Source organism: Nocardia sp. NPDC055029 (genome assembly GCF_053608525.1).
The window spans coordinates 87,199-113,968 of sequence record NZ_JBSGVQ010000013.1 but is presented as its reverse complement, the minus strand read 5'-3'; the positions used below and the strand labels follow the sequence as shown (position 1 = coordinate 113,968).

The 26,770-nt window shown below is 69.1% G+C and carries 28 protein-coding genes; 12 read left to right on the top strand and 16 right to left on the bottom strand.

Annotated features, from left to right (window positions below):
* Positions 1 to 4: 4 nt before the first annotated feature.
* The 3 genes from ACWF9G_RS14730 to ACWF9G_RS14720 are packed head-to-tail and all read left to right on the top strand — an operon-like array spanning position 5 to position 2,985.
* Positions 5 to 490, top strand: a complete 486-nt coding sequence (locus ACWF9G_RS14730; protein WP_452515752.1) for a hypothetical protein — start codon at positions 5 to 7, stop codon at positions 488 to 490.
* 10 nt (positions 491 to 500) lie between these two features.
* A complete protein-coding gene (locus ACWF9G_RS14725; RefSeq protein ID WP_452515750.1) occupies positions 501 to 2,219 on the top strand; it encodes an asparagine synthetase B family protein in 1,719 nt (572 codons plus the stop codon).
* Between the two features lie 22 nt (positions 2,220 to 2,241).
* Positions 2,242 to 2,985 (top strand): hypothetical protein, encoded by a 744-nt coding sequence (locus ACWF9G_RS14720; protein WP_452515748.1) that lies wholly within the window; start codon positions 2,242 to 2,244, stop codon positions 2,983 to 2,985.
* Between the two features lie 12 nt (positions 2,986 to 2,997).
* On the opposite strand, the gene ACWF9G_RS14715 is transcribed toward ACWF9G_RS14720, so the two are convergent.
* On the bottom strand, positions 2,998 to 3,549 hold the full coding sequence (locus tag ACWF9G_RS14715; RefSeq protein WP_379308580.1) for a winged helix-turn-helix transcriptional regulator: 552 nt from the start codon (positions 3,547 to 3,549) through the stop codon (positions 2,998 to 3,000).
* Between the two features lie 87 nt (positions 3,550 to 3,636).
* On the opposite strand from ACWF9G_RS14715, the gene ACWF9G_RS14710 reads away from it, so the two are divergent.
* The 5 genes from ACWF9G_RS14710 (at position 3,637) to ACWF9G_RS14690 (ending at position 9,137) form a co-directional block, all read left to right on the top strand.
* A complete protein-coding gene (locus ACWF9G_RS14710) occupies positions 3,637 to 4,854 on the top strand; it encodes a pyridoxal phosphate-dependent aminotransferase (protein ID WP_452515746.1) in 1,218 nt (405 codons plus the stop codon).
* A 31-nt stretch (positions 4,855 to 4,885) separates the two neighbouring features.
* On the top strand, positions 4,886 to 5,674 hold the full coding sequence (locus ACWF9G_RS14705; RefSeq protein WP_452515744.1) for a helix-turn-helix transcriptional regulator: 789 nt from the start codon (positions 4,886 to 4,888) through the stop codon (positions 5,672 to 5,674).
* 4 nt (positions 5,675 to 5,678) lie between these two features.
* Positions 5,679 to 6,536 (top strand): sterol desaturase family protein, encoded by an 858-nt coding sequence (locus ACWF9G_RS14700; RefSeq protein WP_452515742.1) that lies wholly within the window; start codon positions 5,679 to 5,681, stop codon positions 6,534 to 6,536.
* Positions 6,537 to 6,661: 125 nt separating this feature from the next.
* The gene (locus tag ACWF9G_RS14695) at positions 6,662 to 7,777 is read left to right on the top strand and encodes a hypothetical protein (protein WP_452515741.1); all 1,116 of its coding nucleotides are present in this window, start codon (positions 6,662 to 6,664) and stop codon (positions 7,775 to 7,777) included.
* A complete protein-coding gene (locus tag ACWF9G_RS14690; protein WP_452515739.1) occupies positions 7,767 to 9,137 on the top strand; it encodes a toll/interleukin-1 receptor domain-containing protein in 1,371 nt (456 codons plus the stop codon). Before ACWF9G_RS14695 ends, ACWF9G_RS14690 begins: the two co-directional genes overlap by 11 nt.
* A 1-nt stretch (position 9,138) precedes the next feature.
* On the opposite strand, the gene ACWF9G_RS14685 is transcribed toward ACWF9G_RS14690, so the two are convergent.
* From ACWF9G_RS14685 to ACWF9G_RS14650, 8 genes are read right to left on the bottom strand one after another with little or no spacing between them, the layout of a single operon-like run.
* The gene (locus ACWF9G_RS14685) at positions 9,139 to 9,951 is read right to left on the bottom strand and encodes a carbohydrate ABC transporter permease (protein ID WP_379308584.1); all 813 of its coding nucleotides are present in this window, start codon (positions 9,949 to 9,951) and stop codon (positions 9,139 to 9,141) included.
* Entirely contained in the window at positions 9,941 to 10,894 is a 954-nt protein-coding gene (locus tag ACWF9G_RS14680; protein ID WP_452515737.1) for a carbohydrate ABC transporter permease, read from the bottom strand. The genes ACWF9G_RS14685 and ACWF9G_RS14680 overlap by 11 nt, the downstream gene beginning before the upstream one ends.
* A gap of 1 nt (position 10,895) precedes the next feature.
* Positions 10,896 to 11,753, bottom strand: a complete 858-nt coding sequence (locus tag ACWF9G_RS14675; RefSeq protein WP_452515736.1) for a metallophosphoesterase — start codon at positions 11,751 to 11,753, stop codon at positions 10,896 to 10,898.
* Positions 11,750 to 13,117, bottom strand: coding sequence for an ABC transporter substrate-binding protein (locus tag ACWF9G_RS14670; protein ID WP_379311235.1), 1,368 nt, complete (start codon positions 13,115 to 13,117; stop codon positions 11,750 to 11,752). Before ACWF9G_RS14670 ends, ACWF9G_RS14675 begins: the two co-directional genes overlap by 4 nt.
* Before the next feature lie 33 nt (positions 13,118 to 13,150).
* Positions 13,151 to 14,281, bottom strand: a complete 1,131-nt coding sequence (locus tag ACWF9G_RS14665) for an ABC transporter ATP-binding protein (protein WP_379311236.1) — start codon at positions 14,279 to 14,281, stop codon at positions 13,151 to 13,153.
* A gap of 9 nt (positions 14,282 to 14,290) precedes the next feature.
* On the bottom strand, positions 14,291 to 15,157 hold the full coding sequence (locus ACWF9G_RS14660) for an alpha/beta hydrolase family protein (RefSeq protein WP_379311237.1): 867 nt from the start codon (positions 15,155 to 15,157) through the stop codon (positions 14,291 to 14,293).
* Positions 15,154 to 15,681: a YiiD C-terminal domain-containing protein gene (locus tag ACWF9G_RS14655; protein ID WP_452515733.1), complete on the bottom strand. Its 528-nt coding sequence runs from the start codon at positions 15,679 to 15,681 to the stop codon at positions 15,154 to 15,156. The genes ACWF9G_RS14660 and ACWF9G_RS14655 overlap by 4 nt, the downstream gene beginning before the upstream one ends.
* 12 nt (positions 15,682 to 15,693) lie before the next feature.
* Positions 15,694 to 16,854, bottom strand: coding sequence for an acyl-CoA dehydrogenase family protein (locus tag ACWF9G_RS14650; protein ID WP_452515731.1), 1,161 nt, complete (start codon positions 16,852 to 16,854; stop codon positions 15,694 to 15,696).
* A 145-nt stretch (positions 16,855 to 16,999) separates the two neighbouring features.
* Here ACWF9G_RS14650 and ACWF9G_RS14645 point away from each other — a divergent pair, with 145 nt between their 5' ends.
* From ACWF9G_RS14645 to ACWF9G_RS14635, 3 genes are all read left to right on the top strand, one after another.
* The gene (locus tag ACWF9G_RS14645; protein WP_452515729.1) at positions 17,000 to 17,935 is read left to right on the top strand and encodes a PDR/VanB family oxidoreductase; all 936 of its coding nucleotides are present in this window, start codon (positions 17,000 to 17,002) and stop codon (positions 17,933 to 17,935) included.
* An 86-nt stretch (positions 17,936 to 18,021) separates the two neighbouring features.
* Positions 18,022 to 18,717, top strand: a complete 696-nt coding sequence (locus ACWF9G_RS14640; RefSeq protein ID WP_452515727.1) for a hypothetical protein — start codon at positions 18,022 to 18,024, stop codon at positions 18,715 to 18,717.
* 138 nt (positions 18,718 to 18,855) lie between these two features.
* Positions 18,856 to 19,773 (top strand): hypothetical protein, encoded by a 918-nt coding sequence (locus tag ACWF9G_RS14635; RefSeq protein WP_452515725.1) that lies wholly within the window; start codon positions 18,856 to 18,858, stop codon positions 19,771 to 19,773.
* 4 nt (positions 19,774 to 19,777) lie between these two features.
* On the opposite strand, the gene ACWF9G_RS14630 is transcribed toward ACWF9G_RS14635, so the two are convergent.
* Positions 19,778 to 20,998, bottom strand: coding sequence for a cytochrome P450 family protein (locus tag ACWF9G_RS14630; RefSeq protein WP_452515723.1), 1,221 nt, complete (start codon positions 20,996 to 20,998; stop codon positions 19,778 to 19,780).
* Between the two features lie 153 nt (positions 20,999 to 21,151).
* On the opposite strand from ACWF9G_RS14630, the gene ACWF9G_RS14625 reads away from it, so the two are divergent.
* On the top strand, positions 21,152 to 21,613 hold the full coding sequence (locus ACWF9G_RS14625) for a PaaI family thioesterase (protein ID WP_189023235.1): 462 nt from the start codon (positions 21,152 to 21,154) through the stop codon (positions 21,611 to 21,613).
* Positions 21,614 to 21,671: 58 nt separating this feature from the next.
* Here the strand turns inward: ACWF9G_RS14625 and ACWF9G_RS14620 are convergent, their stop codons facing one another.
* From ACWF9G_RS14620 to ACWF9G_RS14595, 6 genes are read right to left on the bottom strand one after another with little or no spacing between them, the layout of a single operon-like run.
* Positions 21,672 to 22,514 carry an acyl-ACP desaturase gene (locus ACWF9G_RS14620; protein ID WP_452515721.1) on the bottom strand — a complete coding sequence of 281 codons (843 nt, stop codon included), beginning with the start codon at positions 22,512 to 22,514 and terminating at the stop codon, positions 21,672 to 21,674.
* A gap of 3 nt (positions 22,515 to 22,517) precedes the next feature.
* Entirely contained in the window at positions 22,518 to 23,351 is an 834-nt protein-coding gene (locus ACWF9G_RS14615; RefSeq protein ID WP_452515720.1) for an SAM-dependent methyltransferase, read from the bottom strand.
* Positions 23,348 to 23,611 (bottom strand): acyl carrier protein, encoded by a 264-nt coding sequence (locus ACWF9G_RS14610; protein WP_379308815.1) that lies wholly within the window; start codon positions 23,609 to 23,611, stop codon positions 23,348 to 23,350. Before ACWF9G_RS14610 ends, ACWF9G_RS14615 begins: the two co-directional genes overlap by 4 nt.
* Positions 23,608 to 24,153 carry a PaaI family thioesterase gene (locus ACWF9G_RS14605; protein ID WP_452515718.1) on the bottom strand — a complete coding sequence of 182 codons (546 nt, stop codon included), beginning with the start codon at positions 24,151 to 24,153 and terminating at the stop codon, positions 23,608 to 23,610. The genes ACWF9G_RS14610 and ACWF9G_RS14605 overlap by 4 nt, the downstream gene beginning before the upstream one ends.
* The gene (locus tag ACWF9G_RS14600) at positions 24,153 to 24,941 is read right to left on the bottom strand and encodes a ferritin-like domain-containing protein (RefSeq protein WP_379308817.1); all 789 of its coding nucleotides are present in this window, start codon (positions 24,939 to 24,941) and stop codon (positions 24,153 to 24,155) included. Before ACWF9G_RS14600 ends, ACWF9G_RS14605 begins: the two co-directional genes overlap by 1 nt.
* A complete protein-coding gene (locus tag ACWF9G_RS14595; RefSeq protein WP_452515715.1) occupies positions 24,941 to 26,641 on the bottom strand; it encodes an AMP-binding protein in 1,701 nt (566 codons plus the stop codon). Before ACWF9G_RS14595 ends, ACWF9G_RS14600 begins: the two co-directional genes overlap by 1 nt.
* Positions 26,642 to 26,770 lie beyond the last annotated feature (129 nt).

The window sequence follows — 26,770 nt, the reverse complement described above, 5'->3', positions numbered from 1 at the left end:
GCCCATGTCGGTGCGACAGCAAGTCACCTACAACGATGAACTGCTCGCCGACGGCACCGTGCACCGGCACTACTCCGACGGCCGCCGGGAATGGCGCACGCGCGGATCGGGTTTCGTGTCCTGGCGCGACGACCGGGGCGCCTCCGGCCGCGACGAACCACTGGGCCGCGCCCTGGTGAAACGGACCTTCGCCGACGGCCGGGTGCTGTACGGCCGGGAATCCGGCTACGGCCGCACCCTGTGGGGCGACGGCATCCTCACCGTCAACCGGTCCTCCTTCGGCGGCCGGGCCGGCACCATCCTCGCCGCGGTCGCCGGTGGCGCGCTGCTCGGCGCCCTCGTGATGCCCCCGGAATTCCTCTCCCCGATCGAGGAGGAGGAACTGCGCAGGCAGGCGGCGTCCCAGTCGACCGATTCCGGTGGCGGCGGTTCCGGCGACTACGGCACCTGGAGCGACGACTCCGGCGACGACGGCGGCGATTTCGGGTGAGGGCGCACTGATGTCGCGCTGGTGCGCCTTCCTGACCCCCGCCGACCCGGCCGGGGCCGTCCGTGCCGTCGGCGGCGACCCGGTCGCGGTGACCACCCGGTCCGCTCTCGGCCTGCTCGCCGGATCCGGGTCGGCGGCAGGGCATTTCACCGCGGGCGAGTACAGCGCCGTCGGCGCGGTGACCCTGTTCAACGCGCGGGCACTGCGCACCGCGCTCGGCACGGACGCGCCGCCACCGGACCGCACCGACGGCGAGTTGCTGCTGCGGATGTACGCGAAGTTCGGCGCCGCCGGAATCGCCAGGGCCGACGGCATGTTCGCGCTGGCCATCATCGACGGCCCGGATCTGGTGCTGGTCCGCGACCACGTGGGCGCCCGCAGTCTGTTCTATGCCGAGGCGGGCGGCGCGTGGGCGGCCTCGGGATCGATTCGCGCCGTGGCGAAGTGGCCTGCCCTGCGGACCGGACTGCACCTGCCCGCCGTGCGTTCCTTCCTCACCTTCGCCTACCTGCCCGGCCGCGACACCTTCTTCCGCGACGTGCGTGAGGCGCTACCCGGCCGCTGCCTCCGGGTGCGCCCGGACGGTACCTCGGTCGAGGAAACCTACTGGGAGCCCGCCGAATCCGTCGACGACCTGCCCGCCGCCGACCACGCGCTGACCCTGCGCGCCCTGCTCGACGACGCGACCGCGCGACGGCTGCCCGCGGGCGAGCCGGTCGGCGTCCTGCTCTCGGGCGGGATCGACAGCAGTCTGGTCACCGCCCTGGCCGCCAAGCGCCACGATCAGCCGGTCCGGACCTACTCCATCGCCTTCACCGGGACCACCCCCAACGAACTCGCCTACTCGGGCTTGGTGGCCGCCCACTGTCACACCGAACACCGGGTGCTGACAGTGCCGGGGGAGACCGTCGCGGCCCGGCTCGCCGACACGGTGGCCCTGCTCGACTGTCCCGTCGGCGATCCGCTGACGGTCCCGAATCTGCTGCTCGCCGAGGCCGCCGCGGCCGACGGCGCGCGCGTGGTCCTCAACGGGGAAGGCGGCGACCCCGTCTTCGGCGGCCCCAAGAACCTGCCGATGCTGGTCTTCGAACTCACCCGCGACGATCCGGACCCGGTGGCCCGCGCCGCCGCCTACCTCAACAGTTACCGCAAATGCCACGGCGACCTGCCGGTCCTGCTCAGTCGCGACGCGCTCGCCGCACTCGACGGCGCCCCGCCGCTCACCGACCTGCTCACGCCCCTGCTCACCCCGGGGCCGATGACGAGCCTGCTCAACCAGCTGCTGCACACGAACCTGCGCACCAAGGGCGCCCACCACATTCTCACCAAGGTCGAAAGGCTCACCGCCGCAGCGGGAGTCGAGGGCAGGGCACCGCTGTTCGACCGCGCCGTCATCGATCACGCGTTCCGGGTCCCGCCGCGGTTCAAACTCGCCGGCGCCACCGAGAAGTGGATTCTCAAGGAAGCCGTCCGGGATCTGCTGCCCGCCACCATCGTCGACCGGCCCAAGAGCGGGATGCGGGTGCCGGTGCAGCAGTGGCTGGCCGGTCCGCTGCGCGATCTCGGGCACGAGCTGCTGCTCGGCCGGTCCGCCCGGGCGCGCGGGCTCTTCCGCGAGGACACCATCCGCGCCTGGCTGCGCGGCGACGGCGCGCTGCTGCCCCGGCAGGGCGGGAAATTGTGGTTGGTGCTGTCGCTGGAACTGTGGTTGCGTGCGTTCGAGGTCTGATGAGCAGAGGAGTCACCACCGCATGGCCGAACCGAGGATCAAGCACGCCGCGGACGACGAGAACGAGATCCACGAGGTGGCCGGCTTCGCGGACGCGGGCCGCAACACCGTGACACCGGTCGCGAGTCTGCCCGCCGAGGTCGCGCTGGTGGTGGTGCGGACCTTCGCCGACATCGTCCGCAAGGCCAAGACGATCCACGCCGCGACCACCCCCGACGCCGACGGCATCGTCCGCGCGCAGACCTTCGAGGAGGGCGACGTCTACATGGTCGAGAAGCCCTTCGACGGCTTCTTCGCCGACCGGTACCTGATGGACTTCTACGACGTCACCGACCGCGGGATCTGCTCGCGGATGCACCTGCACACCGGCCTGCGCTTCGTGCGGATGATGACCGGACCCGGCACCCGCATCCGGGTCAGCAGCCTCTCCCCGTTCGAGGTCACCCACGTCGAGGGCGTGACCCCGTTCCGGCCGGAACAATTCACCGACGACCTCCCCGGCCTGCCGCCGCAGCAGCAGCGCACCCGCTACAACCTCATCGTGCCGCCGTGTTCGTTCGTGGACATGCAGATCCCGCGCGGAGTGAGTCACCAGTTCAATGCCTTCGGGCCGCACGCGGTGATCGACTCGGTGCACCCGGAGGAATCCATCGAGGTCTTCCGCGAACGGATGTCGGGCTTCCGGATGACCGCGCAGACCGTCTTCCTGGCCGAGACCGCGCCGGATGCCGCGACCTGCGCCGAAGTCTCGGTCGCCGGACGCTGACGGGCGCCGCGGTCAGACGGTCAGCGGCCGGACGCCGGTGGCGATCTCGGTGGCCTCGGCCAGTTCCAGCCGCAGTTCCCGGTCCGGTGCCGCCGCGGGACCGTCGTGGTGGGTGACGCCGTCGGCGGTGATCACGTAGTGCAGCACGGTCTCGCCGATATGGACCGTCACCGTGCCCGCCGGGACGATCTCGGCGACCGCGTTGCCCAGCGGCAGCGCCAGCCAGTGCGCGCGCACCGCGTCGGTCGGCTTGCGGTCGCCGAGCCGGGGCGTGCCCCAGACCGACAGCGCGTCGAGCACCGGGCGCAAGGCCAGGCCCGCGTCGGTCAGCTCGTAGCTCGAGCGCATGCCGTTGCGGTGGTGGGTGAGCATGCCCTCGCGCTCGAGATCCTTGAGCCGGGTGGCGAGCATGTCGGTGCTGATCCCGGGCAGGTCGGCGAACAGGTCGCTGTACCGGCGCGGTCCGGCACACAGTTCGCGGACCACCAGCAGGGTCCACCGGTCCCCGACGAGGTCGAGCGCGCGGCTGACCGCGCAGTAGTGGTCGTAGCTTCGGCGTGGCACGTGTACTACTTTAACCAGAGGCTTGGAAAAACCAAGTGAAATCTTGGAATTACCAAGTAGTGTGTGCGGCAACCACGGTTCGGAGGGATGTTCATGCAGGTCAAGCAGTCCAGCAAGCTGTCGGGAGTGTCGTACGAGATTCGCGGCCCGGTCGCGGAGGAGGCTGCCCGGCTCGAAGCCGAGGGGCACCACGTGGTCAAGCTCAACACGGGCAACCCGCTGATCTTCGGCTTCGACGCGCCCCCGGACCTGTTGCAGGACATGGTTCGTACGCTGCCGAGTTCCACCGGCTACTCCTCGTCGAAGGGCCTGCTCTCGGCCCGGCGCGCGGTGGTGCAGTACTACCAGACCCTGGGCGTCGACGATGTCGACGTCGAGGAGGTCTTCCTCGGCAACGGCGTCTCCGAACTGATCATGATGGCGATGACGGCGCTGCTCGAGAACGGCGACGAGGTCCTCGTCCCCGCTCCCGACTTCCCGCTGTGGACCGCCGCGACCGCCCTCAACGGCGGCACCCCGGTGCACTACCTGTGCGACGAAGGCGCCGACTGGTACCCCGACCTGGCCGACATCGCCGCCAAGATCACCGACCGTACCCGCGCGATCGTGCTGATCAACCCGAACAACCCCACCGGTGCGGTGTATCCGCCGGAGGTACTGCGCGACATCCTCGAGATCGCCCGCAGGCACAATCTGGTCGTCTTCGCCGACGAGATCTACGACAAGATCTACTACGACGACCTCGAGCACACCGCCGTCGCCTCGCTCGCCCCCGACCTGCTGTGCCTGACCTTCTCCGGCCTGTCCAAGAACTACCGCGCCGCGGGCCTGCGCTCGGGCTGGCTGGTGGTCTCCGGTCCCACCCAGCACGCCGCGAGCTACCTCGAGGGCCTGACCATGCTCGCCGGTCTGCGGCTGTGCGCGAATGTGCCCGCACAGCAAGCGATCCAGGCTGCCCTGGGCGGACACCAGAGCATCTATGACCTCACCCTCCCCGGCGGGCGCCTGCGCGAACAGCGTGACCGCGCCTGGGAAGCCCTCAACGCCATCCCCGGTGTCTCCTGCGTCAAGCCCAAGGGCGCGCTCTACGCCTTCCCCCGCATCGACCTGGACATGTACCCCATCCACAACGACGAGAAGTTCGTCCTCGACCTGCTCCTGCAGGAGAAACTCCACATCGTGCAGGGCACCGGCTTCAACTGGCCACGCCCCGACCACTTCCGCATCGTCACCCTGCCGCACGCCGACGAACTCGAAGCCATCATCGAACGCATCGGCCGCTTCCTGGCGACCTACCGGCAGTGACACCTCGGGTGCCCGGCGCCGGGGATCCGGCGTGAGCGAGACCGCGTGGCGCGGTGCCGGGGCATTGATCCGTCCCGGCGTCCTCGCCTTCACCGGGACGATCGGCGGCACGCGAAGCCACGCGCACCACGCCGTGCAGATCGTGGTGGCCGACGCACCGGTGACCGTGCTCGACGGAGACGGCCGACCGCACACCGGGGCCGAGATCGTCATCCCACCCGACACCGAGCACCGCGTCGAAACCGGCGGCGCGACAGGGATTGTCGTGTTCCTCGACCCCGATTCCGCGGCCGGTCGCGGTGCGGTGCTCCGCGTGGCGACCGCGGGGTGGTCCGGTGGGTCCGCCCTGCGCGATCCCGTCCGCCCGGCCACCTCGACGGCGGACTTCGTCGACGGACTGCTGAGCACGCTCGCGACGGCGAGTGGCGGTGCCGTCGCCGTGCGGCATCCTGGTGTCGTGGCCGCGGTGGCAGCACTGCCCGCGATGGTGGCCCGCGGGCCGGTGCGCCCCGGCGAGGTCGCCGCTGCGGTCGGCCTCTCGGCGAGCCGGCTCACCCACCTGTTCACCGCCCAGGTCGGGCTGCCGCTACGCCGCTACATTCTGTGGCTGCGGCTGATGAACGCCGTCCACCTGGCCCGGGACGGACAGGACCTGACCACGATCGCGCACGCGGCGGGCTTCGCCGACAGCGCGCATCTCACCCGGACCTGCCGGGAGATCTTCGGTCTGCCGCCGTCGGCCCTGACCGGTGCCGTGGCCTGGGATGTCGGAGGCAGCCGAATCGTTCAAGCGCCGACGGGGGAGCGGCGCCCACGCTGAGGGCATGAACATCGCTCTGCGCCACCTCGCCCGCTACGGATATGTTCCGTTGATGCTGGTGGGGCTCAACGGAATCGGCATCGCCCTCGCCGCCACCCACGCCCCGAAACCCTGGCTGCTGCTCGTGCTCGCCGTGGCGATCGCCACCTCGTTCGCGGTCGAACACGTCATCCCGTACGAACCGGCCTGGAACGGTGCCAAGGCCGACAGCGTCCGCGACCGTGTGCACGCCGTCGTGAACGAGACGCTGATCCTGGTGAGCGTGGCGGTGATCCCGCTGCTCGCCGCGATCGTGCCCGCCCCGAGCCTGTGGCCGGGTGAATGGACGTTCCCGCTCCAGGTGGTCCTCGCCATACTGATCGCGGACGCCGGAATCACGGTGGTGCACTTGGCCAGTCACAAGATCGGCGTGCTGTGGCGCTTCCACGCCGTGCACCACAGCGTCACCCGGTTCTACGGACTCAACGGCCTGATGAAACACCCGCTGCACCAGACCGCGGAGATGGCCGCCGGTGTGGCCCCGCTGATCCTGATCGGCCTGCCGGTCGACGTCGCCGCCGCGCTGGCCCTGGCCGTGGCCATCCAACTGCTGCTCCAGCATTCCAACGCCGACTACCGCGTCGGTCCGCTGAAGTACGTGCTCGCCCTCAACGAGGGACACCGCTTCCACCACCTCAAATGGGCGGGCGTCGGCGACGTCAACTTCGGCCTGTTCACGCTGCTCTGGGATCACCTGCTGCGCACCTACAGCTACGATCCGCGCCGCCGGTTCACCTCCGAACAGCTCGGCATGGCAGCGCATCCCGACTACCCGGTCGGCTACCTGGACCAGCTGATCGAGCCCTTCCGCCGCCTCACCTGAGGCCCGAGCGCACGAACGCGGTGACCTTCGGTTCGCGGAGGTGGTGTCGACGGGAACTGAGCGAAAGCGCCTGTCCGATAGCTACTATCCGACGTACTGTTTGCGCATTCAGCGAGGGGTGTGGGGTGACATCAGGCGGATCGGGCACGGCAGGTAGGCGCGGCAAAATAGCCATCGTCGGAGGTATCCGCCCCTGTGAGCCAGGGGACGAGCCGCCGTGGAGCGAAGAAGCCGGTGCTCGAGCGGCGAGTGAGATCGGGGCGGCGCTGGCGAAGGCAGGGTACGACCTCATCGTCTATTCCAGCGCAGCGAAGTTCGTTGAACGCGATGTGGTGGGCGGCTATCTTTCGATCGAGCCGGTCCGCGCCGGTTCGATCCACGTTCGTCCTCCGTACGCAGGTCCCAGTATCGACTTCCCGCACGCGCCCGAACATTCCGATGCGTTCGTTGTTCGCCACGAAGCGGGGACCGACTGGGAGGTCGCCTACTACCGATCGCTGCGCGAAGCGGAAGGGATTGTTCTGCTCGGTGGGGGCCGCACCACATTGATCACGGCGATGGTGGCCACGGCCTTCGATATCCCGGTGGCACCCGTAGCCGCATTCGGCGGTGGCGCGCGGAAGGCCTGGGTGTCGTTGGGGCGGAACGAGAACAGCGCGACGCCCGACGAGATCTCGACTTTCGGCGCGGCGTGGCGTACAGGTTCGGCAGAGAGCGTCGTGGCCGCGCTGACGGGGCAGGGAGAACGTCACCGGTCCTTGGAAATCCAGCGCAAGACCGCCCAGCGCCGGATCGCCTACCGGGCGAACGCCGGCCTGGTGCTCGGAGCCCTCCTGTTGGTAGCTGGACTGGCCACCATTCCGCTGGTGTACGCAGGTGACGGGAACGCGTCGCTGACGTTGATCGGCTTGATCGCGGGCTCGCTGCTCACTGCTACCGCTGGTGCGATCACCCGGACCGCAGTCGACCGGGGTGACGGCTGGGGGCGGGCCGCGGTTCTGGGAATGTCTGCCGGCGCGATTGCCGTACTCCTGTTCATCTCCGCCCAGCTGGCGACGTCGCCGGATCTGTTGAGCGGACCGGATGCGCGGCGTCTGCTGTTCTTCGTGCTGTCGGTGGGGTTCATCGCCGGATTCACCTTCGACGCTGTCTATGCCAAAGTCCGGCAACAAGACGCGCTGCACGGTGCGGGCTTGCAGGCTGTGCTGCCCGACGGGCAGGAACACCACGATGACCGGTGACATCGAGCCGCCGAGCAGACCGCGCGTATTCCTCAGTCATCGGTATCAGTCTCCCGCCGTCAACCTCTTCTTCTGGCAGATCATCAGGACAGTGCAGCCGGTGGCCTTCCGCGTGGACGAAGGGCTGACCTTCACCAGCCCAACGCGGCTCGACCGGATGATCAGGGACGCAGACGGTTTCGTGGGTATCTACCCGCTACCGGGCGATCCGCAAGCTATCTGGGATCTCGCGGCGCTGAAACAGCAGGCACGCTACTTCTTGCTCGAATTGAGCATCGCGGCGCGTCAGCAACGTCCCAGCATCATCTTCTGCGACCACCGGTACGGCGTTGTCTTGCGTTGTCCGCCGGAGATTCTCGTTGTCGAGTACGACCCGCAGGAGATCGTCGAGGCGGAGGATTCGCCGCTGGCGGCACGCTGCACGACAGCGCTCACGGCGTTCGTGCATCGGCTGCGGGTCAGCATCGCGGCCCGCGCGGGTGTGCGTTCCTATCGCAGGAGGGAAGTCGGGCTCATGCTCGACCCTGGCACGAGGGTGGAACTCGGCGCAGCGGTGGAAGGCAGCCTGGAGAACGCCGTGTGGCAACCGATGTACATGCCGTGGCCGCCGAAGCTCGAGCTGTCGTTCATCAGTCGGCTGCGGGAGCTGGACTGGGTGGTGATACCGCTGGACTCCGCGTTATCCTACGTGGTGGCCAGTTTCGCCTTGGGACATGGAGTGCCCTGTCTGCTCCTGGCTCGCGAGTCCGCGGAGGGAGCGGGCGAGGATCTCTTCCAGTCCACCATCGGATATATAGAGCCCCATCACCCGCGCCGTGTGCTGCGCTGGGCGGAACCCGATGATCTCGCGAAGTCGTTCGAGGACACGCTGGAAGTGATCGGACGTCAACCCCGGCTGATCATCGATGCCGACCAGGCCGTCCGATACTTCACGGCGGCGGCTCGTCGCAAGGAGATGGTCTTCCTGAGCTATGCCCACGAGGACGGAAGTGTTGCCGAACTGTTCAATCGGGCACTGTCCGGGAAGTTCCAGGAAGTGTTCGACTATCGGAAGAGCGGGTCGATCCGGACCGGCCAGAACTGGCTCGACGAGCTGATGGACAGTCTGGCGAAGACCGCGGTCGGTGTGCTTCTGCTGTCGCCGGACTATGTGGCCAGTCCGTACTGCCTCACCGAGGCCCAGCGACTCTTCCAGGCCAGTATCGAAGGGCGTGTCACGCTGTTACCGGTTCGCCTGCGACACCTGGAACTTCCCGAGTTCCTGAAGGGGGTTCAGTATCGCCGCCTCGGAGCCGACCCTGAGGTTGATGTCGAGGCCGTCGTGTCAGAACTGATCGAACTACTCGGCGAACCCGAGTAGTTCACTTGAGCCCCGACCGTACGAAGGCATTGACGATGTGGCGTTGCAGGACGAGGTAGAGCAGCAGGACCGGGAGGCAGGCGAGACTGGCCAGGGCCATCATCGGGCCCCACTGGTCACCTTCGGTGCCCATGAAACTGCGCAGGCCCAGCTGCAGGACATCGTTGGACTGACGCAGAACCACTGCGGGCCAGAAGTACTCGTTCCAGGCGTTGATGAACAACAGGATGCCGAGGGCGGCCAGGGCAGGGCGCAGGTTCGGGACGACGACCGTCCACAGGATCGCCCAGGAGGAGCGGCCGTCGATCTTGGCGGCGGCGATGAGCTCCTTCGGGAAGGCGTTCATGTGCTGGCGCAACAGCAGCACGCCCAGTGCCGAGCACAGGGTCGGCAGGACACAGCCGATGAGTGTGTTGATCAGGCCCATCCGGTTGAGCAGGATGTAGTTGGGCAGCATGGTCACCTGGAACGGCACCAGCCAGACACCGACGAACGCGAGATACATCAGCCGCTGTAGCGGGAAGGTGTACATCGCGAACGCGTACGACGCCAGTAGCGCGATCAGCAGCTGACCCGCCGCGGACAGGATCGCCACGACGAACGTGTTGACGATCAGGCCGGTGACATCGACCTTGTTCGCCGCGTCGAGGTAGTTGTCGATCGACAGCGGCCACGGCAGCGGCGACAGCGAGGTGACGTCCTCGGGCCTGCGCAGAGCCGTCGCGAACAGCCAGTAGATCGGGAACACGCACACCAGCGCCGTCCCGGCGAGCAGCAGATGGCTGCCCGCTAGGCGGAGACGGTCAATCATCATGAACGGCAACCTTTTCCGAGATCCAGACCAGCACCGCGGCCAACGCGCCGAACCCGGCGAACAACAGCACACCCGCCGCGGCGCTCAGGCCCGCGTCGAAGCTGTGGAACGCGTAGTCCCAGAGCAGGTAGTAGATGTTGGTCGTGGCCTGCGACGGTCCGCCCTGGGTCATCGAGTCGATGAGCGGGAACGACAGGGTGGGACTGAGCAGCACGGTGGTGAGCACCAGGAACAGCAGGGTCGGTGACAGCAGCGGCAGGGTGATCCAGCGCCGGATCTGGCCCGGTGTCGCCCCGTCGACCTGCGCGGCCTCGCTGTAGTCGCCGCTGATGCCCGCCAGCCCGGCCCACACCACCAGCACCGCGAAACCGAGCAGCTGCCAGCCGGTGATCACGATGATCACGGCCTGCGCGGTCGAGGCGTCGTAGACCCAGTTGTGGCCGGTGCCGGCGAGCTGGTCGACGAATCCGGAACCCGGATGCAGCAGCCACCGCCACACCGCCGCGGCCGCGACGGGGGCGACGAGGAACGGCGCGAACACCAGCGCCTGATAGAACGTGCGAGCCCGGCCGTGCACCCGCCTGCTGGCCAGCGCGATCAGCACCGGCAGCAGCACCGTGAACGGCAGCAGGCCGAGGATCAGGGTGGCGGTGCGGCCCAGCGAACCCCAGAACGCCGGAAGATCCAGCAGCCGGGAGTAATTGGCCGTGCCGACCGGTGTCATGGGCGCGGTCGGCAGCAGGTTCCACGAATACGTGGACAACTGCAGGGCCTGCACCAGCGGCTGGTAGGTCCACACCACCAGCAGGATCAGGGCAGGCGCGAGATACAGATAGGGCGCGATGAGCCGGGCGGCCTTGCGCCGGGTGAACCGGCGCGGACCCGGCGCCGGGGCGATGCTCGCCACCTGCGCCGGGTCCTGCCTGTCGTCGATGACGAACATGTCACCGCGTCCGGGCGGCGATCGCCGCGAGCTGGTCGAGCACCTCGGATTCCGGCCGGTCGTAGACCGGCGTCGCCGGGGTCGCCTCGATCGCGGTGGCCAGCACCGTCGATCCGACGAGATCGATGCGGCTGTACCCGAATCCGGTGAGCCCGCGGTGCCTGCCCGCCGGCGCCATCGGATCGATGCGGTACGACAGCGCGGGCCCGATCCACACCGGGATACCGGCCACCGCCGCGGCGGCCGTCAGATGGTTGTGCCCGCACAGGATCATCCGGACATCCGAGCCGTCGAGCACCTCCACCAGCCGATCCGCATCGGTGAGCTTGAGGAAGTCGGCGGTGGCGATCGGGGAGGGCAGCGGCGGATGGTGCAGCACCAGCACGGTGCCCCGCGGGGCGGGCGTGCGGAGCTGAACGCTCAGCCAGGCCAGCTGCTCGAGTTCGAGCCTGCCCTCGTGCCGCTGCGGCGTTGTGCTGTCGAGCACGATGATGCGCAGGCCCGCGATCTCGACGCTGCGGTCGTGCGGCAACGTGGTGTCCACCGAGCCGGGAGCCAGATCCAGCAGCTCCTCGCCGAAGGCGGCGCGCTCGTCGTGATTGCCCATGACATAGACGATCTCGGCGCCGAGCTCGGCCGCGACCGGCTCGACGGCCGCGCGCAGCCGCCGGTACGCCTCGGGTGACCCGTTGTCGGACAAGTCACCCGAGAGCACCAGGGCGTCGACGTGCTGCCCGGCCTCGCGCAGGTGGGTGAGCACCCGCGCGAGGTTCGCGTCGGTGTCGACGACACCGTGGACAAGCTCACCGGCCGGGCGCAGGTGGGTATCGGTGAGCTGGACGATGGTCAGATCGCTCATGTGACCGGCAGGAGTTTGGTGCCCTCTGCCTGCGCAGCGGTCAACGTGGACTGAGGATCCTTGCCCTGGAACACGATCGCCTCGACCGCGTCCATCATGCCGTCACGCATCTGCAGATAGTTGTTGCCCGGCATCGACACCCACGGCTCCATGTTCGCCAGCTGGGCGACGTTCGGCTTCAGCAGCGGGTTCTTCGCCGCCCAGTCCTTGAGCCCGTCGGCCTGGTCGAGCAGGCCGGTGCGCAGCGGCAGGTAGCCGATGTTCTGCGAGATCTTGATGTAGGACTCCTCGCTGGTGAGGAACTTGATCAGCTCCCACGAGGCGCGCTGCTTGGCCGGATCGTTGGACAGGATGTGCAGGCCCGCACCGGAATTCGTCGGCACGGTCGCCTTGCTGCCGAACGACGGCATCGGCGCCGACCGCAGGTCCCACTTGTCCTTGGCGCCGGTCACGAAGGTGCCCTGGATGGCGCTGGTCTCGAGGATCATGCCGATCTCGCCGCGCGCGAACGCCTCGTAGCCCTGCTTCTGGTTCAGCTTGGGCATGCCGCCGGTGTTCACCAGGTTCTGCGCCATCTGGGTCACCTCGACGACGGGGGCGTCGGCGTAGGTGAGGGTGCGGCGGTCCTCGGAGATGACCCGGCCGCCGTTGGAGCGCACCAGCGACTGGAAGCACCAGTCCTTGGCGGTCTTGGTGAGGCAGTCGATGTACACCCCGCCCTTGCCGGTGCGGTCGGCGATCTGCTTGGCAGCGGTGGTGACGTCGGCCCAGGTGGCGGGCGGCTTGGCCGGGTCGAGACCGGCTTCGGTGAACAGCGAGGCGTTCAGGTACAGCACGGGGGTGGAGAACACGAAAGGCACGCCGTAGGTGTGGCCGTCCCAGTCGTCGAGGACCCGGGCGCGCGGAGCGTAGGCGTGGCGGCCGTCGAAGTTGCGGGCCACCTCCTGCTTGCCGACCAGGGTGTCGAGCGGCTTGGCCTGCAGCTGGTGCACCGTGAAGTCCAGGTCGGAGAAGCCGAGCTGGGCGACGTCGGGCGGGGTGCCGGCGACCATCTGGTTCTGGATGCTGGAGATGGTGTCGGTGGCCGGGTTCGGGCTGTTGCCCTGCGGCTTCTGCGCGGTGACCTTGATGTTGGGGTACTTCTTGCCGAAGTCGGTGATCAGCGCGTTGAACGTGTCGGTCCAGGCGCCGGCGAGACCGTAGTTGTAGGACTCGAAGGTGATCGAGACCTGCTGGTCGGGCTTCAGCTCGGGGATCTGCGCGGTCGTCGTGGTGTCCGTGGACACGGTGCCGCCCAGACCGCAGCCGCTCAGGGCGACGGCGGTGGTGAACACCACGCCCAGGACGGGCAGGGTGCGTTTCATGGTGGTTCTCCTCATCAACGGGTCGTGCGGAAATCAGGGGACGGGCACTGCCGCCGCGTCCTTGCTCGGTGTGGAATCCGATTGCGGCGCTCGCCAGGTCAGCCGGAGGCCGGTATCGGGATCGAACAGATGGATGTCGGCGGGATCGACACGCAGCGCGACGGCCTCGCCGGCGCGGACCCCGGCCGGGCGCGGTGCGCGCACGCACAGGCTGGTCTTGCCAGCGTCGAGGTGCACCAGCTCCTCGCTGCCGAGGTTCTCGACCATCCGCACCGTGCCGGTGACATCGCTGGCCGAGGGGTCGATACGCAGGCGCTCCGGGCGGATGCCCGCGATCACCGCGGTGGCGTCGCCGAGTTCCTCGGAGATGTCGAGGGCGGCGTCAACGCCGTCGGCCGTCACCCGCAGGCCGCCGTCGCGGGACTGCACGACCGCGGGGAACAGGTTCATCGGCGGCGAACCGAGGAACCCGGCGACGAAGGTGGAGCGCGGCTGGTCGTAGAGCTCGGCGGGTGTGCCGCACTGCTCGACCCTGCCCTCGTTGAGCAGGGCGATGCGCGAGGCCATCGTCATCGCCTCGACTTGATCGTGGGTGACGTACAGGAACGTCGCGCCGAGTCGCCGGTGCAGGGAGATCAACTCCGCCCGCGTCGCGCTGCGCAGCTTGGCGTCCAGATTCGACAGCGGCTCGTCCATGAGGAACGCGCCGGGATCGCGAACCATGGCGCGCGCCAACGCGACCCGCTGCCGCTGCCCGCCCGAGAGCGCGACGGGCTTGCGGTCGAGCAGGGCAGACAGTTCCAGGGTGGCCGACACCTCGGCGACCCGCTGGGCGATCTCGGCGCGCGGCCTGCGTCGTGCGCGCAGCGGGAAACCGATGTTCCTGGCCACCGACAGATGCGGGTAGAGCGCGTAGCTCTGGAACACCATCGCCAGGTCACGGCGCTGCGGCGCCGCGTCGGTGACATCGGTGCCGCCCACCAGGATCCGGCCTTCGCTCGGCTCCTCCAGCCCGGCGATCATCCGCAACAGGGTGGACTTGCCGCAGCCGCTGGGGCCGAGCAGCACCATGAATTCGCCGTCGGCGATATCGAGGCTCACCTCGCGCACGGCGTAGTCGGTGTCGAATCTCTTCGACACCGCGTCGATCTGCAGTCGCGCCACGTCTCTCCTTCAGGCCGGCGCGGTGCCGGCCGTGATCCACTGCGACACGCCCGCGGCGATCGCGGGCGAATCCTTGAGCCAGGTGAAGTGATCCAGGTGCTCGACCGCGGAGTTCTCGTCGATGTGCCACTGGGTCACCGCGGCCGAGGGCATCCGCGAGACCAGGAAGTCGACGTTGGACTTGGGGCCGAGTACGTCCTGGGACAGCGAGATCGCCAGCACCGGCAGGGTCATGTTCGCCAGCAGCGTGTTGTAGCGGCGCTTGGTGCCGCTGGGGCGGTAGTAGCTGGTGAGCGAGTGGATCGACCAGTCGACCATCACCCCGCCCGGCATCGGCGCCGGGATCAGCACGCCACCGGGCCAGTGCCCCTTGACCCGCGAGACCAGGCCGATCCACTGGATCTGGCTCAGTGCCTCGAACCAGCGGCGCGGACCGAACGCCCACCAGAACACGGTGCCGGTGCCGATCACGGTGATCCCGGCGACCCGCTCGGGCTCGGCGGCGGCGAACAGCAGCGCGAGCTGACCGCCCAGGCTGTGCCCGAACAGGTGCAGCGGCGCCTGCGGGAACCGCTCCTCGACCGCGGAAACGATGGCGGGCAGGTCGATTTCGAGCATCTCGCGGTAGCCGAAGTCGGTGTGCTCACCCAGGGCGGGCTCGGCCTCGCCGTGCGCGCGCAGGTCACAGGTCGCCACCGAGAGACCCGCGGTGTGCAGCGCCTTGGCCAGCGACTGGTAGTTGCGCGCCTTCATCGCCATGGCGGGCAGGATCAGCACCACCGGGGCGGTGGGGTCGGCGGCGGCCAGCCAGCGCACCGTGAAGCGCACGCCGTCGGCGGTCTCGACCGTCGTGGTGTCGGGCGTGGTCGTTGTCATCGCTCGTCCGTTCCGGCGATGCGGACATCGCACACGTAGTCGAAGGTGAATTCGGCGGTGCGCACGTCGTTGTCGTCGAGCAGCTCGGCGCGACCGGACAAGGCGAAGCGCGTGGTCTCGGTGGCGGCCAGGACGGCGGCCAGCTGCTCGGCATCGACCGTCGCGACGGCACGGATGCGGCCGCGGGCGGGCTTGCGGTAGGCGGCGGTGCCACCGCGCAGCACCAGCCGGTCGATCGTGTGCAGCCGGTGCGCGGCGGCGCCGACGAAGGCCGCGGCGCCCGCGATGTCGGCGGCGGTGAACAGCGCGCCCGCGTGCACGGTGCCCATGTGGTTGCACATCACCGGCTCGGCGGGGATCTCGACCACCGAACGGGCCGGGGAGATCTCGGTGATCCTGGTGCCGACGTGGGCGCCGAAGGGGACCAGCGCCTGCGAGGCAGCGCGCAGGTACTCGTAGTCGACGGCGTCGGGATCGAGGGCGGGGTAGGCGGCGCCGAAACCGGCGATGCTGCGCGTGGTCATGGGAGTGTCCTCTCAGCGCGGTCCGCGCAGGACGCGCCGCGCGATCGACCAGCGCAGCACCTCCGACGGACCCTCGTAGATGCGGAAAGCCCTGGCTTCCACCAGGAATCGGGCCACCAGGTAGTCCTCGCAGACACCGAGTCCGCCGTGCAGCTGCACCGAGCGGTCCAGGACGCGCCAGACCGCCTCGGAGACGAAGGTCTTGGTGATCGACGCTTCGTGACGGGCCTGCGAGGAGGCGGCGCCGTGCTCGTCGATGGTGGCGGCGGTGGACCGGATCAGGCTGCGGGCGGCGGCGATGTCGATCTCGTTGTCGGCGATCAGGCCCTGGGCCAGACCGTGTTCGGAGATCGGCACGCCGAAGGAGTGGCGGCCGGTGATGTGGTCGGCGGTGAGCTGCTGGGCGCGCACGGCCAGGCCGAGCCAGTTCATGCAGAAGACCAGCCGCGAGGGCGCGAGCCGCACCTGCGCCAGGTCGAGGCCGCGGCCGACCGCGCCCAGGATCGCGGACTCGGGGACCTCGCAGTCGGTGAACTCGACCTCGCAGTGTCCGCCGGGTGCGCTGGTGTGGTCCAGCGTCGGCATCCGGCGGCCCACCTTCAGGCCGGGGTTGTCCTGGTCGACCAGGAACATGGTCGGCCCGTCGGTGGTGGAGGCGACACAGATGGTGAACGCCGCGCCCTGGGCGCCGGTGGTGAAGTGCTTGCGGCCGTTGATGATCCAGCCGGTGTCGGTCTCCTCGGCGACGGTGGCCAGCATCCGCGGATCCGAGCCGGCGCCGGGGGCGGGTTCGGTCATGGCGATGGCCGAGCGGACCTCACCGGAGGCAAGCGGGGCCAGATACCGCTGCTTCTGCTCGGGATTCGCGACCGCGGCCAGCAGGTGGATATTGCCGTCGTCGGGCGCCCAGGCGTTGACCGCGAGCGGCCCGAGCAGACTCGCGCCCGCCGCTTCGAGTACCTCGGCCTGTGCCCTGGTGTCCAGGCCGAGGCCGCCGTACGCGGGATCCGACAGCGGGCCGAAGACGCCGGCCTCCTTGGCCTTCTTCTGCAGGTCGAGGCGCAGGGCGTCGTCGGTGACCCGGCCACCGACCACGACCTCGCGTTCCACCGGGATGACGTGGTCTTGCACGAACTGCCTGGTCTTGTCGACCAGTTCCGCCACTGGAGTCATGCCGCCAGTCTCGGACGGGTCGCCCGCAGGGAGCCGGGGCGATAGTGAATGTCGATCGGTCCAATCGACTCGCCACGCCCCGGCGGCGGTCGCGCCGGGGGTGCACCACGGTGATCTCGACAACGATTCCGCCGAGGGGATGGCCATGACCGACATGAGGGTGCGGGTGATCGAGCGCACCGACGAAGCCGATGCGGTGTTCGCCCTGGCGCTCGCCGCGGTCGACGGTGCTGATCTGCCCGCGTGGACGCCGGGTGCGCACATCGATGTCGCAGCCGGGCCGGCCGGGGTGCGCCAGTATTCGCTGTGCGGCGATCCGGCCGAGCAGGACCGCTGGCGAATCGCCATCCTGCACGAGCCGAACGGTCGCGGCGGGTCGGCGCATCTGTTCCGGACCGCCCTGCCCGGTACGACGCTGTCGGTATCGGCGCCCCGCAACAACTTCGAGCTGTCCACCGCAGCGGAGTACACGTTCGTGGCGGGCGGGATCGGGATCACCCCGATCCTGCCGATGATCGCCGCCGCCGAGCAGGCGGGCGCGCACTGGACGTTGCACTACGGTGCGCGCACCAAGGCGCACATGGCCTTCGCCGACATGCTCACCGAGCGGTACCCGGCGGCGCGGCTGGTGCCGCAGGACGAGTCCGGGCTGCTGCCGGTTGCGGAGATCCTGTCCGCGCGGCCGACAGCGACCGTGTACTGCTGCGGGCCGGAACCGCTGCTGGCCGCTGTCGAGGCCGAAGGCGCACGGCAGCGCGTCACGGTGCGCACGGAACGCTTCGTGCCGCGGCAGGTCGAGACCACCGGACCAGACCAGGCCTTCGAGATCCGGCTGGCGCAGACCGGCCGCACCCTGCGGGTCGGCGCCGACCGCTCCATCGTCGATGTCCTCGAATCGGCGGGCGTCGCGGTGATCACCTCGTGTCGCGAAGGTACCTGCGGTAGTTGCGAAACCCCCGTGCTCGACGGTGACGTCGAGCACCGCGATTCGCTGCTCACCGCCGAGGAGCGCGAGCGCGGCGCGACGATGATGCTCTGCGTCTCGCGTGCCCGCTCCGGTGTGCTGGTGCTCGACCTGTGAGCGCGTCGCGGAATCGGCGTCCCGAGAACGTGCGCGTATTCGACGCGCCGATTCCCGTCCGGGAATGTGAGAGGAAGAAATACACGATGAGGAAATCTGCTGCGGCTGCGGCAATGCTCGCTGTCGCGATCGGCGTGACCGCCGGCGCCACCGGCTCGGCTTCCGCGGACGCCGACGCGCCGGTCAACTTCACCGCGCAGGAAGTGGCCGGCAAGTCCGTCATCACCACCGATGCGGGCTCGATGGTCGTGGAGGAGGGCGCTTTCAAGCTGAAGGCTCCCAACGGCACCACCATCGCGGCCACCCCGCTGACCTTCCGTCTGGACGACTTCGAACTGCCGATCGCGGCCGAGATCGCGGGCAACACCGCGACCCTGTCCCCGCAGCTGGACGTCTCGAAGGCCGTCTACAAGCCGGTCGCCCTGCCCTATGAGGACAAGGCGCCGTGGAAGAACGAGTACGACCGTGAGGTCGCGGCCTGGAGCCGCCTGACCAGCACCATCTCCATGGGTGCCAGCATCGGCACCCTGGTCGGTGGCCTCGGCGGCGCCGCCGTCGGTTGCGTCCTCGGTGGCGTGCTCGCCGGCACGGTCGCCCTGGGCACCATCGTCGGCCTGCTCGGCCCCTTCCTGCCCGCCGCCGCCGTCGGCTGCATCGCAGGCGCCCTGCTCGTCGGTCCGGTCGGCGCCATCGCCGGCCAGATCTTCATCACCGCTCCGTTCGCGATCGGCGCGGCCATCCAGTACTTCACCACCATCAACCAGCCGATGCCCAACAAGTAGGTGGTGGGAGAAGACCCGGTATAGAGCGACCGGGGGACACCCGACCCCGTCCGATCACCCGATCGGACGGGGTCTTTCCCTTTCGGGGAGCGGTCCGGCGGTGCCGGGGACGCCGGTCGCTTTCGGTAGATTCGAGCGATGAGCTCGACCCGCGCCGCCCTGTACTGCGGAACCCGATGGGATGAACAGGGGCGATGGTCCTACGAACTGCTCCGTGCGGACGGCACGACCGAACTGCTGCCGGGAATCGGCACCCGGCTCGCGTTCCGCGTCCGCGACGGCGGCCGATTCTGCCTCGGTTACCACGGGTTCGGCGCGGGCCGCCGGGGTCGGCAGGCGTGCCCGCGGCGCGCGCGGGTCGACAGCGGGAAGCAGTGCGCGCAGTGCCGGATCACCGAAGGGTGGTCGGTGGTGCACAGTCATCGTGGTCCGCTCACGACGCTGCCCGAGCAGGTCCGTGACTATGTCGCGCAGCCACATCATCTGTATGTCGCGTACTTCGGCGACGGGATGGCGAAGGTCGGCACGGCCTCGGCCGCACGCCGTCACCGCCGCCTCTTCGAGCAGGGCGCGCTGGTGGCGCGATTCATCACCGATTCTCCCGACGGGTTGCACGTGCGGGAGCTCGAGCGGGTGGTGTCGGAGCGGGCCGGGCTCCGGCAGGCGGTCGCCGGTGTCACGAAGACCCGGATCCTGACCAAACCGCTGCGGCCGTGGTCGGCCCTGGAGTCAGCCGTCGCCGACGCGGCCGAGCATGCGGCCGGCACGCTGCCCGCCGAGATCACCCGCACCGACACCGCGTGGTCCGGCGGCCGGGAGTTCTACGCCACCATTCTCGCGCGCGGCCGCTTTCCGGACGCCACCGAATTCACCGAGGAATCCGGCGAATACGTCATCGACGCGGTCACCGCGCACGGCCACACCATCGCCTGCACGGACGCGGCCGAGACCGGTGAACTGGTGCTGGTCAACGACTCCCGGCTCATCGGCCGCCGGATCGAACTCGACGCATCGATCACCGCGGCACCACAAGCGGCCCAGACCAGCCTGTTCTGACTGTTCAGCGCACGCGGACCGGGAGTTCGAGCAGGCCGCGGATGAGGGTGCTGGTCTGCCAGCGGACGGTGGTGGCGGATTCGGCGAGGCGCAGGCCGGGGAAGCGGCGGAGCAGGGCGGTGAAGGCGATCTCGGCTTCGAGGCGAGCCAGGGGAGCTCCGACGCAGAAGTGGATGCCGTGGCCGAAGGCCAGGTGGCCGGTGGGATGGCCGTCGACGGCGAGGGCGTCGGGGTCGGCGAAGCGGGCGGGGTCGCGGTTGGCGGCGGCCAGCGCCACGTAGACGATTTCGCCTGCGGGAATCTCGGTGCCGCCCAACGCGATCGGCTCAGCGGTGTAGCGCACCGTGGCCATGTCGACGGGACCGTCGAAGCGGAGGAACTCCTCGATCGCGGCGGGCACCCCGGCGGGGTCGGCGCACAGGGCCTGCCACTGATCCGGGTTGCGCAGCAGGGCGTTGACGCCGTTGCCGATCAGGTTGACGGTGGTCTCGTGGCCGGCGACCAGCAGCAGGAACGCCATCGCCACCAGTTCGGGATCGGTGAGCCGGTCGCCGTCGTCGTCGGCGAGCACCAGCTCCGACAGCAGGTCGTCGGCGGGCTTGGTCTGCTTGGCGCGCACCAGCTCCGAGAGGTACTTGGCCATCGCGGCCGCGGCGGCGGGCCGGTGCTCCTCTTCGCCGACGACACCGACCAGGGCCCTGGTCCAGGCCTGGAAGTCGTCGCGATCGTCGAACGGGACGCCGAGCAGTTCGCAGATCACCGTCACCGGAAGCGGATTGGCGAAGGCCTCCATCAGGTCGACGTCGTCGGCGCCCGCCATCGCGTCGAGCAGTTCCTCGGTGATCTGCTCGATCCGGGGGCGCAGGGCGGCGACCTGGCGGGTGGTGAACGCCTTGTTCACCAGTTTGCGCAGGCGGGTATGGCCGGGCGGGTCGGTGCTGAGCATGTGGGTGAGCAGCGCGACGGCATTCGGATCGGTCGGGATGGTGCGGCGCTTGTCGTGCAGGATCGCGGTGGCGGTGGCGATGTCCTTGCTCAGCCGCGGGTCGGCCAATGCCAGCCTGGCTTCGGCGTAGCCGACGACCACCCAGCGGACGACGTCGTCGGGGAAACGGACCCGATGGACCGGGCCTGTGGCGCGCCAGCGCCGGTAGTGGGCGTGCGGATCGTCGAAGAAGTCGGCGCCGATGGACTCGACGCGGGCAGCAGCGGTGGTGTCGGCCATCTGACCGACGGTACCCGCGCGCGGTGAACAACACACTTACGACGCGTGATCCCGATCAGCCGATCGGAGCTCGAGATGGAATCCCCTGTGGCAACGCGGAATTCACCCTGCGCTGATCGAATGCCGGAGGAATCGTCCGCAGGGAGGAAAACCATGACAAGTACCGAAATCGACGCGACCGCCGACCGGCGGGTCGCCGAATTGACCGCGGTATTCGAACGCGGGCTGCAGGAAAAGCTGGGCGTCGGCGATTCGCTGGGAATTCGGCTGGACAGCGCGTCGAAGGGGCGCACACGGTACTACCTCGACCCGAATCCGGCGACCATCAACGCGATGTTCACGGTGCACGGCGGCGTGCTGGCCACCCTCATGGACACCGCCATGGGCAGTGCGGTGTTCACCGAACTCGGTGACGGTGTCGCGTACACGACGCTCGAACTGAAGGTGAATTTCATCCGCGCGGTGACGCTCGACGGCAGCAGGCTCACCTGCGACGCCACCGCCGTGCACGTCGGCAGGCGCACCGCCACCGCCGAGGGCCGCATCACCGATGCCGCGGGGAAGCTGATCGCCCACGGAACCACCACGATTCTCGTGCTGGCTCAGGGCAACTGACAGAACGACACCGGCCCCTTCTCCGCGAACCTTCCGGAGAAGGGGCCGGTCTCGTGTGTCAGGCCAGGGTGCGGCAGCTCTCGACGAAGGCGACCAGCTCGTCGACGGGCTCGCTGCGGGCGTCGACCGCGCGGTCGATCACCTTCACCAGGTGTTCGTAGGCGGCGGTGTGGTCGTAGTCGGCGACATCGGCGATCCGCAACGCCCACCGCCAGTAGCCGCGCAGCGTATCCGACAGCGGCATCCGGAAATTGGCGACGACATCGCGGATCGGCGCCACCACCGCGTCACCGTCGTGGCGCAGGTACCGCGTCACCACGTCGGCCATGAAGCTGAAATGCCGGGCCTCGTCGCGCGACAACCGGGTCAGCACCGCCGCCAGCACCGGATCGGTGACCACGTCGCGCAGCTGCTGGTAGTACATCTGCGTGGCCTTCTCCTGCACCAGGGCGTAGGCGAAGAACTGGACGGGGTGGTCGTAGGGCAGATCGAACGGCTTGTGGCCCTCGACCGCGAGTTCCGACCGCAGCGTGTCGCGGTCGGTGATGCCCGCTGCCTCCTGGTAGCGGGCCAGTGCCCTGGCGTGGGTGTCCTCCTCGAGCGCCCAGCGCACGGTGAAGTGGTAGAGCTCCCGATTGTGTTCGAAGGTCGGCAGATCCACGCTGTCGTCGACGGGGAAGTGCCGGTGGTAGACGTCGAAGTAGCCGGGCAGGTGGTCCTCGATGAGGGTGACGAACTGGACGGCGGAGCGCTGCCCCTCGGTGAGCCTGCCCGCGTCGGCGGCGGCCCAGTCGAAGGCGGTCTCCACGTCCCAGGCGCGGGTCGCGGGGGAGGCGGCGAGGAAACCGTCGACCGCCGCGACCACGTCACCGACGGGCAGCAGCCCCGGAGTGGTGATCATGTCCTACCTGGCATTCCGGCAGACCAGCGCGTAATGCTTGGTGGTGTAACCCCAGCCCGCGTTGGCGATCTCGAGATAGTGGCGCAGCTTGTCGGCCAGGCCGGGACCGTGCGCGTCGATGCGCGCGGCGGCGGTGTCGACATTGCCGATCCAGTCCTCGATCGTGCGCCGGTAGTGCTCGGTCAGATCGTCGACCGAGATCACCGAGAAGCCGGCGTTCTCGGCGGCGGCGATCAGTTCCGAGAGCGGACGTAGCTCACCGAAACCGAAGATGTCCTCGCGGACGAACCCGGTGCCGTCGCGATCGTCGAACGCGGTACGGGTGGCCGTATTCCGGAAGCAGCTCTCCGACACGTACAGTGTGCCGCCGCGGCGCAGGACGGCCCGCGCACGGCGGAACACCTCGTCGGGGTCGGGCATGTGCACGATCGAACCCAGCAGCGTGACGGCATCGAAGCTGCGGGCGGGCAGATCCAGCTGCTCGAAATGCCCGACCCGGGTGCTGACCAGGTCGGTCACGCCGCGCGCCGCCGCCTGGTCGGCGATGTAGTCGTGCTGGCGCGGCGCCGGACTGACACCGAGTGTCCGGCACCCCAGCTCAGCGGCCATGTACAGGATCAGCGAACCCCAGCCGCAGCCCACATCGAGCAGCTGCTCGCCGCCACGCAGCCCGAGCCGCTCGGCGACGAACCGCAGCTTGTTGCGCTGCGCCAGTTCCAGTGTGTCGCTGTCGGATTCGTAGAGCGCCGAGCTGTACTTGCGCAGCGGGTCGAGGAACTGCCCGAAGATGTCGGGGTCGAGGTCGTAGTGCTGATTGGTATCCGCGACGACGGTCATGCTGTTTCCTCACGCACGGACCGCTCCACGACAGCGGTCACCTCGGCCAGCGTCGACATCCCGAAAACGTCGGAGTCCTCGAGTTCGATGTCGAAGGTGCGCTCGATCCGGGCGATCATCCGCAGCACCCGCACCGAGTCGACGCCTGCCATGGCGCGCAGGTCGGCGTCGGGGGTCAGGTCGGCGGCGGTCAGGCCGGTCTCGGTGATCGCGATCTCGGTGACCGTGCGCAGGATGGTGTCGGCGGAAGTGGTGGTCATGGCCGGGCTCCGTTCGGGGAGAGGGTGTTCGCCGTGGACAGGGCGTGGTCGAGCAGGGCGACTTCGTCGTCGTCGAGGGTCAGCTGGTCGCGGACGGCATGCAGGTCGAACGGCTGATACGTCGCCGTCGACGACGCGCACACCGCGTCGTCGGCATCGAGGATCTCGGCGTGTGCCGCGATCGGCCCGTGCTCGCGTGCGGGCGGCAGCGTTGCCACACAGCGGTATTCGCGATCGATCAGCAGCGGGGTGAGGAAGCGCGTGCGCTGGGAGACGGTGAAGGCGGGGACCTGGCGGGCCAGCACGATCAGGTTGCCCATCACCTCGTCGCACACGACGCCGATCAGGCCGCCGTGCACCACACCGGGATAGGACTCGAACGCGCGCCCGAGCCGGAACGCGGCCACCAGCGCACCGTCGGCACGCGGGGTGAACCGCAGGCGCAGGCCGGTGGCATTGTGCGGGGAACAGCCGAAGCAGTGGTAGTCGGGAATCACCGACCACGGCACCTCGACGGCGCCCGGCTGTTCGACGGCCGTCATCAGGCGATGGCGTCGGCGAGGGCGCGGCGCACCTTCGCGTTGCTGGACAGGTCGAGCCCGGTGATGCCGGCGAAGGTGCGGCGCACCTTGTCGTGCAGCACATCCAGCTCACCCTCGGCGGCGACCTGCTCGAGGAACAGCTCGAATCCGGTGTCGATGGTCTCGTGGTCGCTCAGCTCGGCGATGCCCGCCTTGAAGGTGCTCACCGGGTGCTTGATCTTGGCTTCGGAGCTGTAGACGTAGAGCGTCTCGAGCACCGACGGCAGTTCTTCGGGCCGCTTCTTCAACCGCTCGGTGGTGTAGTGGATGAACTCGCGCGCGTGCCCGGCCTCGTCGCGGCTGGCGTTGAGCAGCAGCTCTTTCAGCACCGGTTCGCCGACCCAGCTCGACACCGCGCGGTAGACGTGATTGACGGTGAGCTCGGAGATGATGTTGGTGGCCAGCGTCGCCGAGGGCGTGCTGCCCGGCGCGTAGGGCTCGCGCATCGCGTCGACCGCGCGATCCTCGACGTCCTCGCCGACTGCACCCAGCCAGGAGCGGAAAGCGTAGTGGTGCTGCACTTCCTGATAGCCCCACACGACCGCGAAGGTGGAGAAGTCGTAGTCGTCGACGAACTCGTCGAGGAACCCGTGCACGGCCGCGATGACATTGGACTCGCCCATCGCCGCGCTCTTGGCGAGGGTGATGTACTCCGGGCGGACCAGGGCCGGGTCGACGGCGGCCAGGTCGAGGTCGCTCAGTTTCCAGTGCAGGCGTTCGTAGTGGCGGAAGACGTCAAAGCTGTGCACTAGGCACTCCCATTCGATCGCAGGGGCGAGCGGTGCGGCGTCGTCGCCACACCGATCAGGTCGCGGGCGGCCAGCCGCTGGAGCTTGCCGCTGCTGGTGCGGGGGATGCTGCGGGGCGCGACCAGATGCACCTGCACCGCCGTGAGCCCGAGGTGGGCGGTGACGGCGGCGCCGATGGCCGCGGCCAGGGCGTCGGCCTCGGCGCCGGTGCGTTCGGTCTCGGCGATCAGCGCGATCACGTCGGCACCGTCGGGGTCGACGGCCGCGGTGCAGCGGCCCTTGTGGATGCCGTCGAGATCGCGGACCGCGGCCTCGACGTCCTGGGCGTAGTAGTTCACGCCGCGCACGGTGATCATGTCCTTGCAGCGGCCGGTGACGAACAGTTCGCCGTCGCGGCGGTAGCCGAGGTCGCCGGTGCGCAGCCAGCCGTCGGTGAACCGGTCGGCGACCGCGTCGGGGTCGCCGGTGAGATAGCCGTCGGTGACGGGCGCGCCCTGGATGAGAATCTCGCCGACCCGGCCGTCGGGCAGGTCGGTGTCGGTGTCGGTGTCGGTGTCGACGATCCTGATCGCGATCCCGTCGACCGCGGAGCCGACCGCGGCGACGGCCCTGGCGCCGTCCTCGAAGCGCGAAACCGGCTCGGCCACCGCGGATTCCGAGAGCTGCGCGCGGTCGACCCACTCGAAGACGGGCTCGCGCAGCAGCGGCGGGAAGGCGACGGCCAGGGTGGCCTCGGCCATGCCGTAGACGCCGAACATCGTCGACGGTGCGAAGCCCGCGGGCCGGAACCGCTCGCAGAAGGCGGTGACCACCGATTCCGAGATCGGTTCGGCGCCGTTGAACGCGATCCGCCAGTGGCTCAGGTCGTAGCCGGGGACCTGCTCGGGGGCGATGGCGCCCAGCAGCGCCTCGTAGCCGAAGTTCGGCATGGCGGTGATCGTGGTCCCGGTGGTGGCGAACTCGCTCAGCCAGCGGGCCGGGTCCTTCACGAAGGCCAGCGGCGACCAGACATGGGCGGGGATACCGCGCAGCACCGCCGACAGCGTCCCGAACAGGCCCATGTCATGGAACAGCGGCAGCCAGAAACCACCCTGGTCGTCGAGCCCGAGGTCGATGCCGCCGCGGATCGCGGCCAGCCCGCTCACCACATTGGCGTGGGTCAGGCGCACGCCCTTGGGCAGGGCGGTGCTGCCGGAGGTGAACTGCACGATCGCCAGATCGTCGGGACCGTGCTCGGGCAGGGCGGCCAGGTCCGCGGTGACCTCGGCGACGAGTTCGGTGGTGTCGACGAATGCCACGCCGATATCGCCGATGAGCGGAATCATCGAGGCGAACCGCGGCGACACCAGCACGGTGCGCATCCCGGCGGCCGCGGTGATCGCGGCGAGCTTGGCCGGGTAGGCCGCAGTCGCGCGCGCGCCGGCGGGCAGCGGCAGGGGAGTGGCCGCCCCGCCCGCCGCGGCGATGCCGAAGAGGGAGACCAGGAATTCCGGCGCGTTCGGGCACAGGATGCCGACCGGCTCACCGCGCCCGATTCCGCGCCGGACCAGTGCGGTCGCCGTGGTGTGGGAGCGCCGTCGCAGCTCGGCGTAGCCGACCCGTTCCGACACCGACCAGAATGTCGCGGGCACCTGCGGATGCGCGGCGGCGACACCGGCCAGCAGCGTGGTGAGCGTGTCGCTCGGACGCGAGGAATTCATGACCGAAACGACAACAGTGCCATATGAAATCGCGCTGAACGAATTCCGAAATACGCGCGCCGATAATCACAGTCGATCGTCCAATTGCGCTGCCCGATAAAGATATTCGGCTATCGCCCGATCGGAGCA

What these genes read in the sequence shown, in the direction of transcription:
- ACWF9G_RS14620 (WP_452515721.1), bottom strand. Translation starts at nt 22,514, where the DNA reads ATGATCACCACTCCGGGGCTGCTGCCCGTCGGTGACGTGGTCGCGGCG.
- ACWF9G_RS14690 (WP_452515739.1), top strand. Translation starts at nt 7,767, where the DNA reads ATGACCGGTGACATCGAGCCGCCGAGCAGACCGCGCGTATTCCTCAGT.
- ACWF9G_RS14725 (WP_452515750.1), top strand. Translation starts at nt 501, where the DNA reads ATGTCGCGCTGGTGCGCCTTCCTGACCCCCGCCGACCCGGCCGGGGCC.
- ACWF9G_RS14700 (WP_452515742.1), top strand. Translation starts at nt 5,679, where the DNA reads ATGAACATCGCTCTGCGCCACCTCGCCCGCTACGGATATGTTCCGTTG.
- ACWF9G_RS14730 (WP_452515752.1), top strand. Translation starts at nt 5, where the DNA reads ATGTCGGTGCGACAGCAAGTCACCTACAACGATGAACTGCTCGCCGAC.
- ACWF9G_RS14635 (WP_452515725.1), top strand. Translation starts at nt 18,856, where the DNA reads ATGAGCTCGACCCGCGCCGCCCTGTACTGCGGAACCCGATGGGATGAA.
- ACWF9G_RS14645 (WP_452515729.1), top strand. Translation starts at nt 17,000, where the DNA reads ATGACCGACATGAGGGTGCGGGTGATCGAGCGCACCGACGAAGCCGAT.
- ACWF9G_RS14685 (WP_379308584.1), bottom strand. Translation starts at nt 9,951, where the DNA reads ATGATGATTGACCGTCTCCGCCTAGCGGGCAGCCATCTGCTGCTCGCC.
- ACWF9G_RS14605 (WP_452515718.1), bottom strand. Translation starts at nt 24,153, where the DNA reads ATGACGGCCGTCGAACAGCCGGGCGCCGTCGAGGTGCCGTGGTCGGTG.
- ACWF9G_RS14610 (WP_379308815.1), bottom strand. Translation starts at nt 23,611, where the DNA reads ATGACCACCACTTCCGCCGACACCATCCTGCGCACGGTCACCGAGATC.
- ACWF9G_RS14595 (WP_452515715.1), bottom strand. Translation starts at nt 26,641, where the DNA reads ATGAATTCCTCGCGTCCGAGCGACACGCTCACCACGCTGCTGGCCGGT.
- ACWF9G_RS14710 (WP_452515746.1), top strand. Translation starts at nt 3,637, where the DNA reads ATGTTCATGCAGGTCAAGCAGTCCAGCAAGCTGTCGGGAGTGTCGTAC.
- ACWF9G_RS14655 (WP_452515733.1), bottom strand. Translation starts at nt 15,681, where the DNA reads ATGACCACGCGCAGCATCGCCGGTTTCGGCGCCGCCTACCCCGCCCTC.
- ACWF9G_RS14640 (WP_452515727.1), top strand. Translation starts at nt 18,022, where the DNA reads ATGAGGAAATCTGCTGCGGCTGCGGCAATGCTCGCTGTCGCGATCGGC.
- ACWF9G_RS14675 (WP_452515736.1), bottom strand. Translation starts at nt 11,753, where the DNA reads ATGAGCGATCTGACCATCGTCCAGCTCACCGATACCCACCTGCGCCCG.
- ACWF9G_RS14720 (WP_452515748.1), top strand. Translation starts at nt 2,242, where the DNA reads ATGGCCGAACCGAGGATCAAGCACGCCGCGGACGACGAGAACGAGATC.
- ACWF9G_RS14680 (WP_452515737.1), bottom strand. Translation starts at nt 10,894, where the DNA reads ATGTTCGTCATCGACGACAGGCAGGACCCGGCGCAGGTGGCGAGCATC.
- ACWF9G_RS14650 (WP_452515731.1), bottom strand. Translation starts at nt 16,854, where the DNA reads ATGACTCCAGTGGCGGAACTGGTCGACAAGACCAGGCAGTTCGTGCAA.
- ACWF9G_RS14670 (WP_379311235.1), bottom strand. Translation starts at nt 13,117, where the DNA reads ATGAAACGCACCCTGCCCGTCCTGGGCGTGGTGTTCACCACCGCCGTC.
- ACWF9G_RS14625 (WP_189023235.1), top strand. Translation starts at nt 21,152, where the DNA reads ATGACAAGTACCGAAATCGACGCGACCGCCGACCGGCGGGTCGCCGAA.
- ACWF9G_RS14630 (WP_452515723.1), bottom strand. Translation starts at nt 20,998, where the DNA reads ATGGCCGACACCACCGCTGCTGCCCGCGTCGAGTCCATCGGCGCCGAC.
- ACWF9G_RS14660 (WP_379311237.1), bottom strand. Translation starts at nt 15,157, where the DNA reads ATGACAACGACCACGCCCGACACCACGACGGTCGAGACCGCCGACGGC.
- ACWF9G_RS14615 (WP_452515720.1), bottom strand. Translation starts at nt 23,351, where the DNA reads ATGACCGTCGTCGCGGATACCAATCAGCACTACGACCTCGACCCCGAC.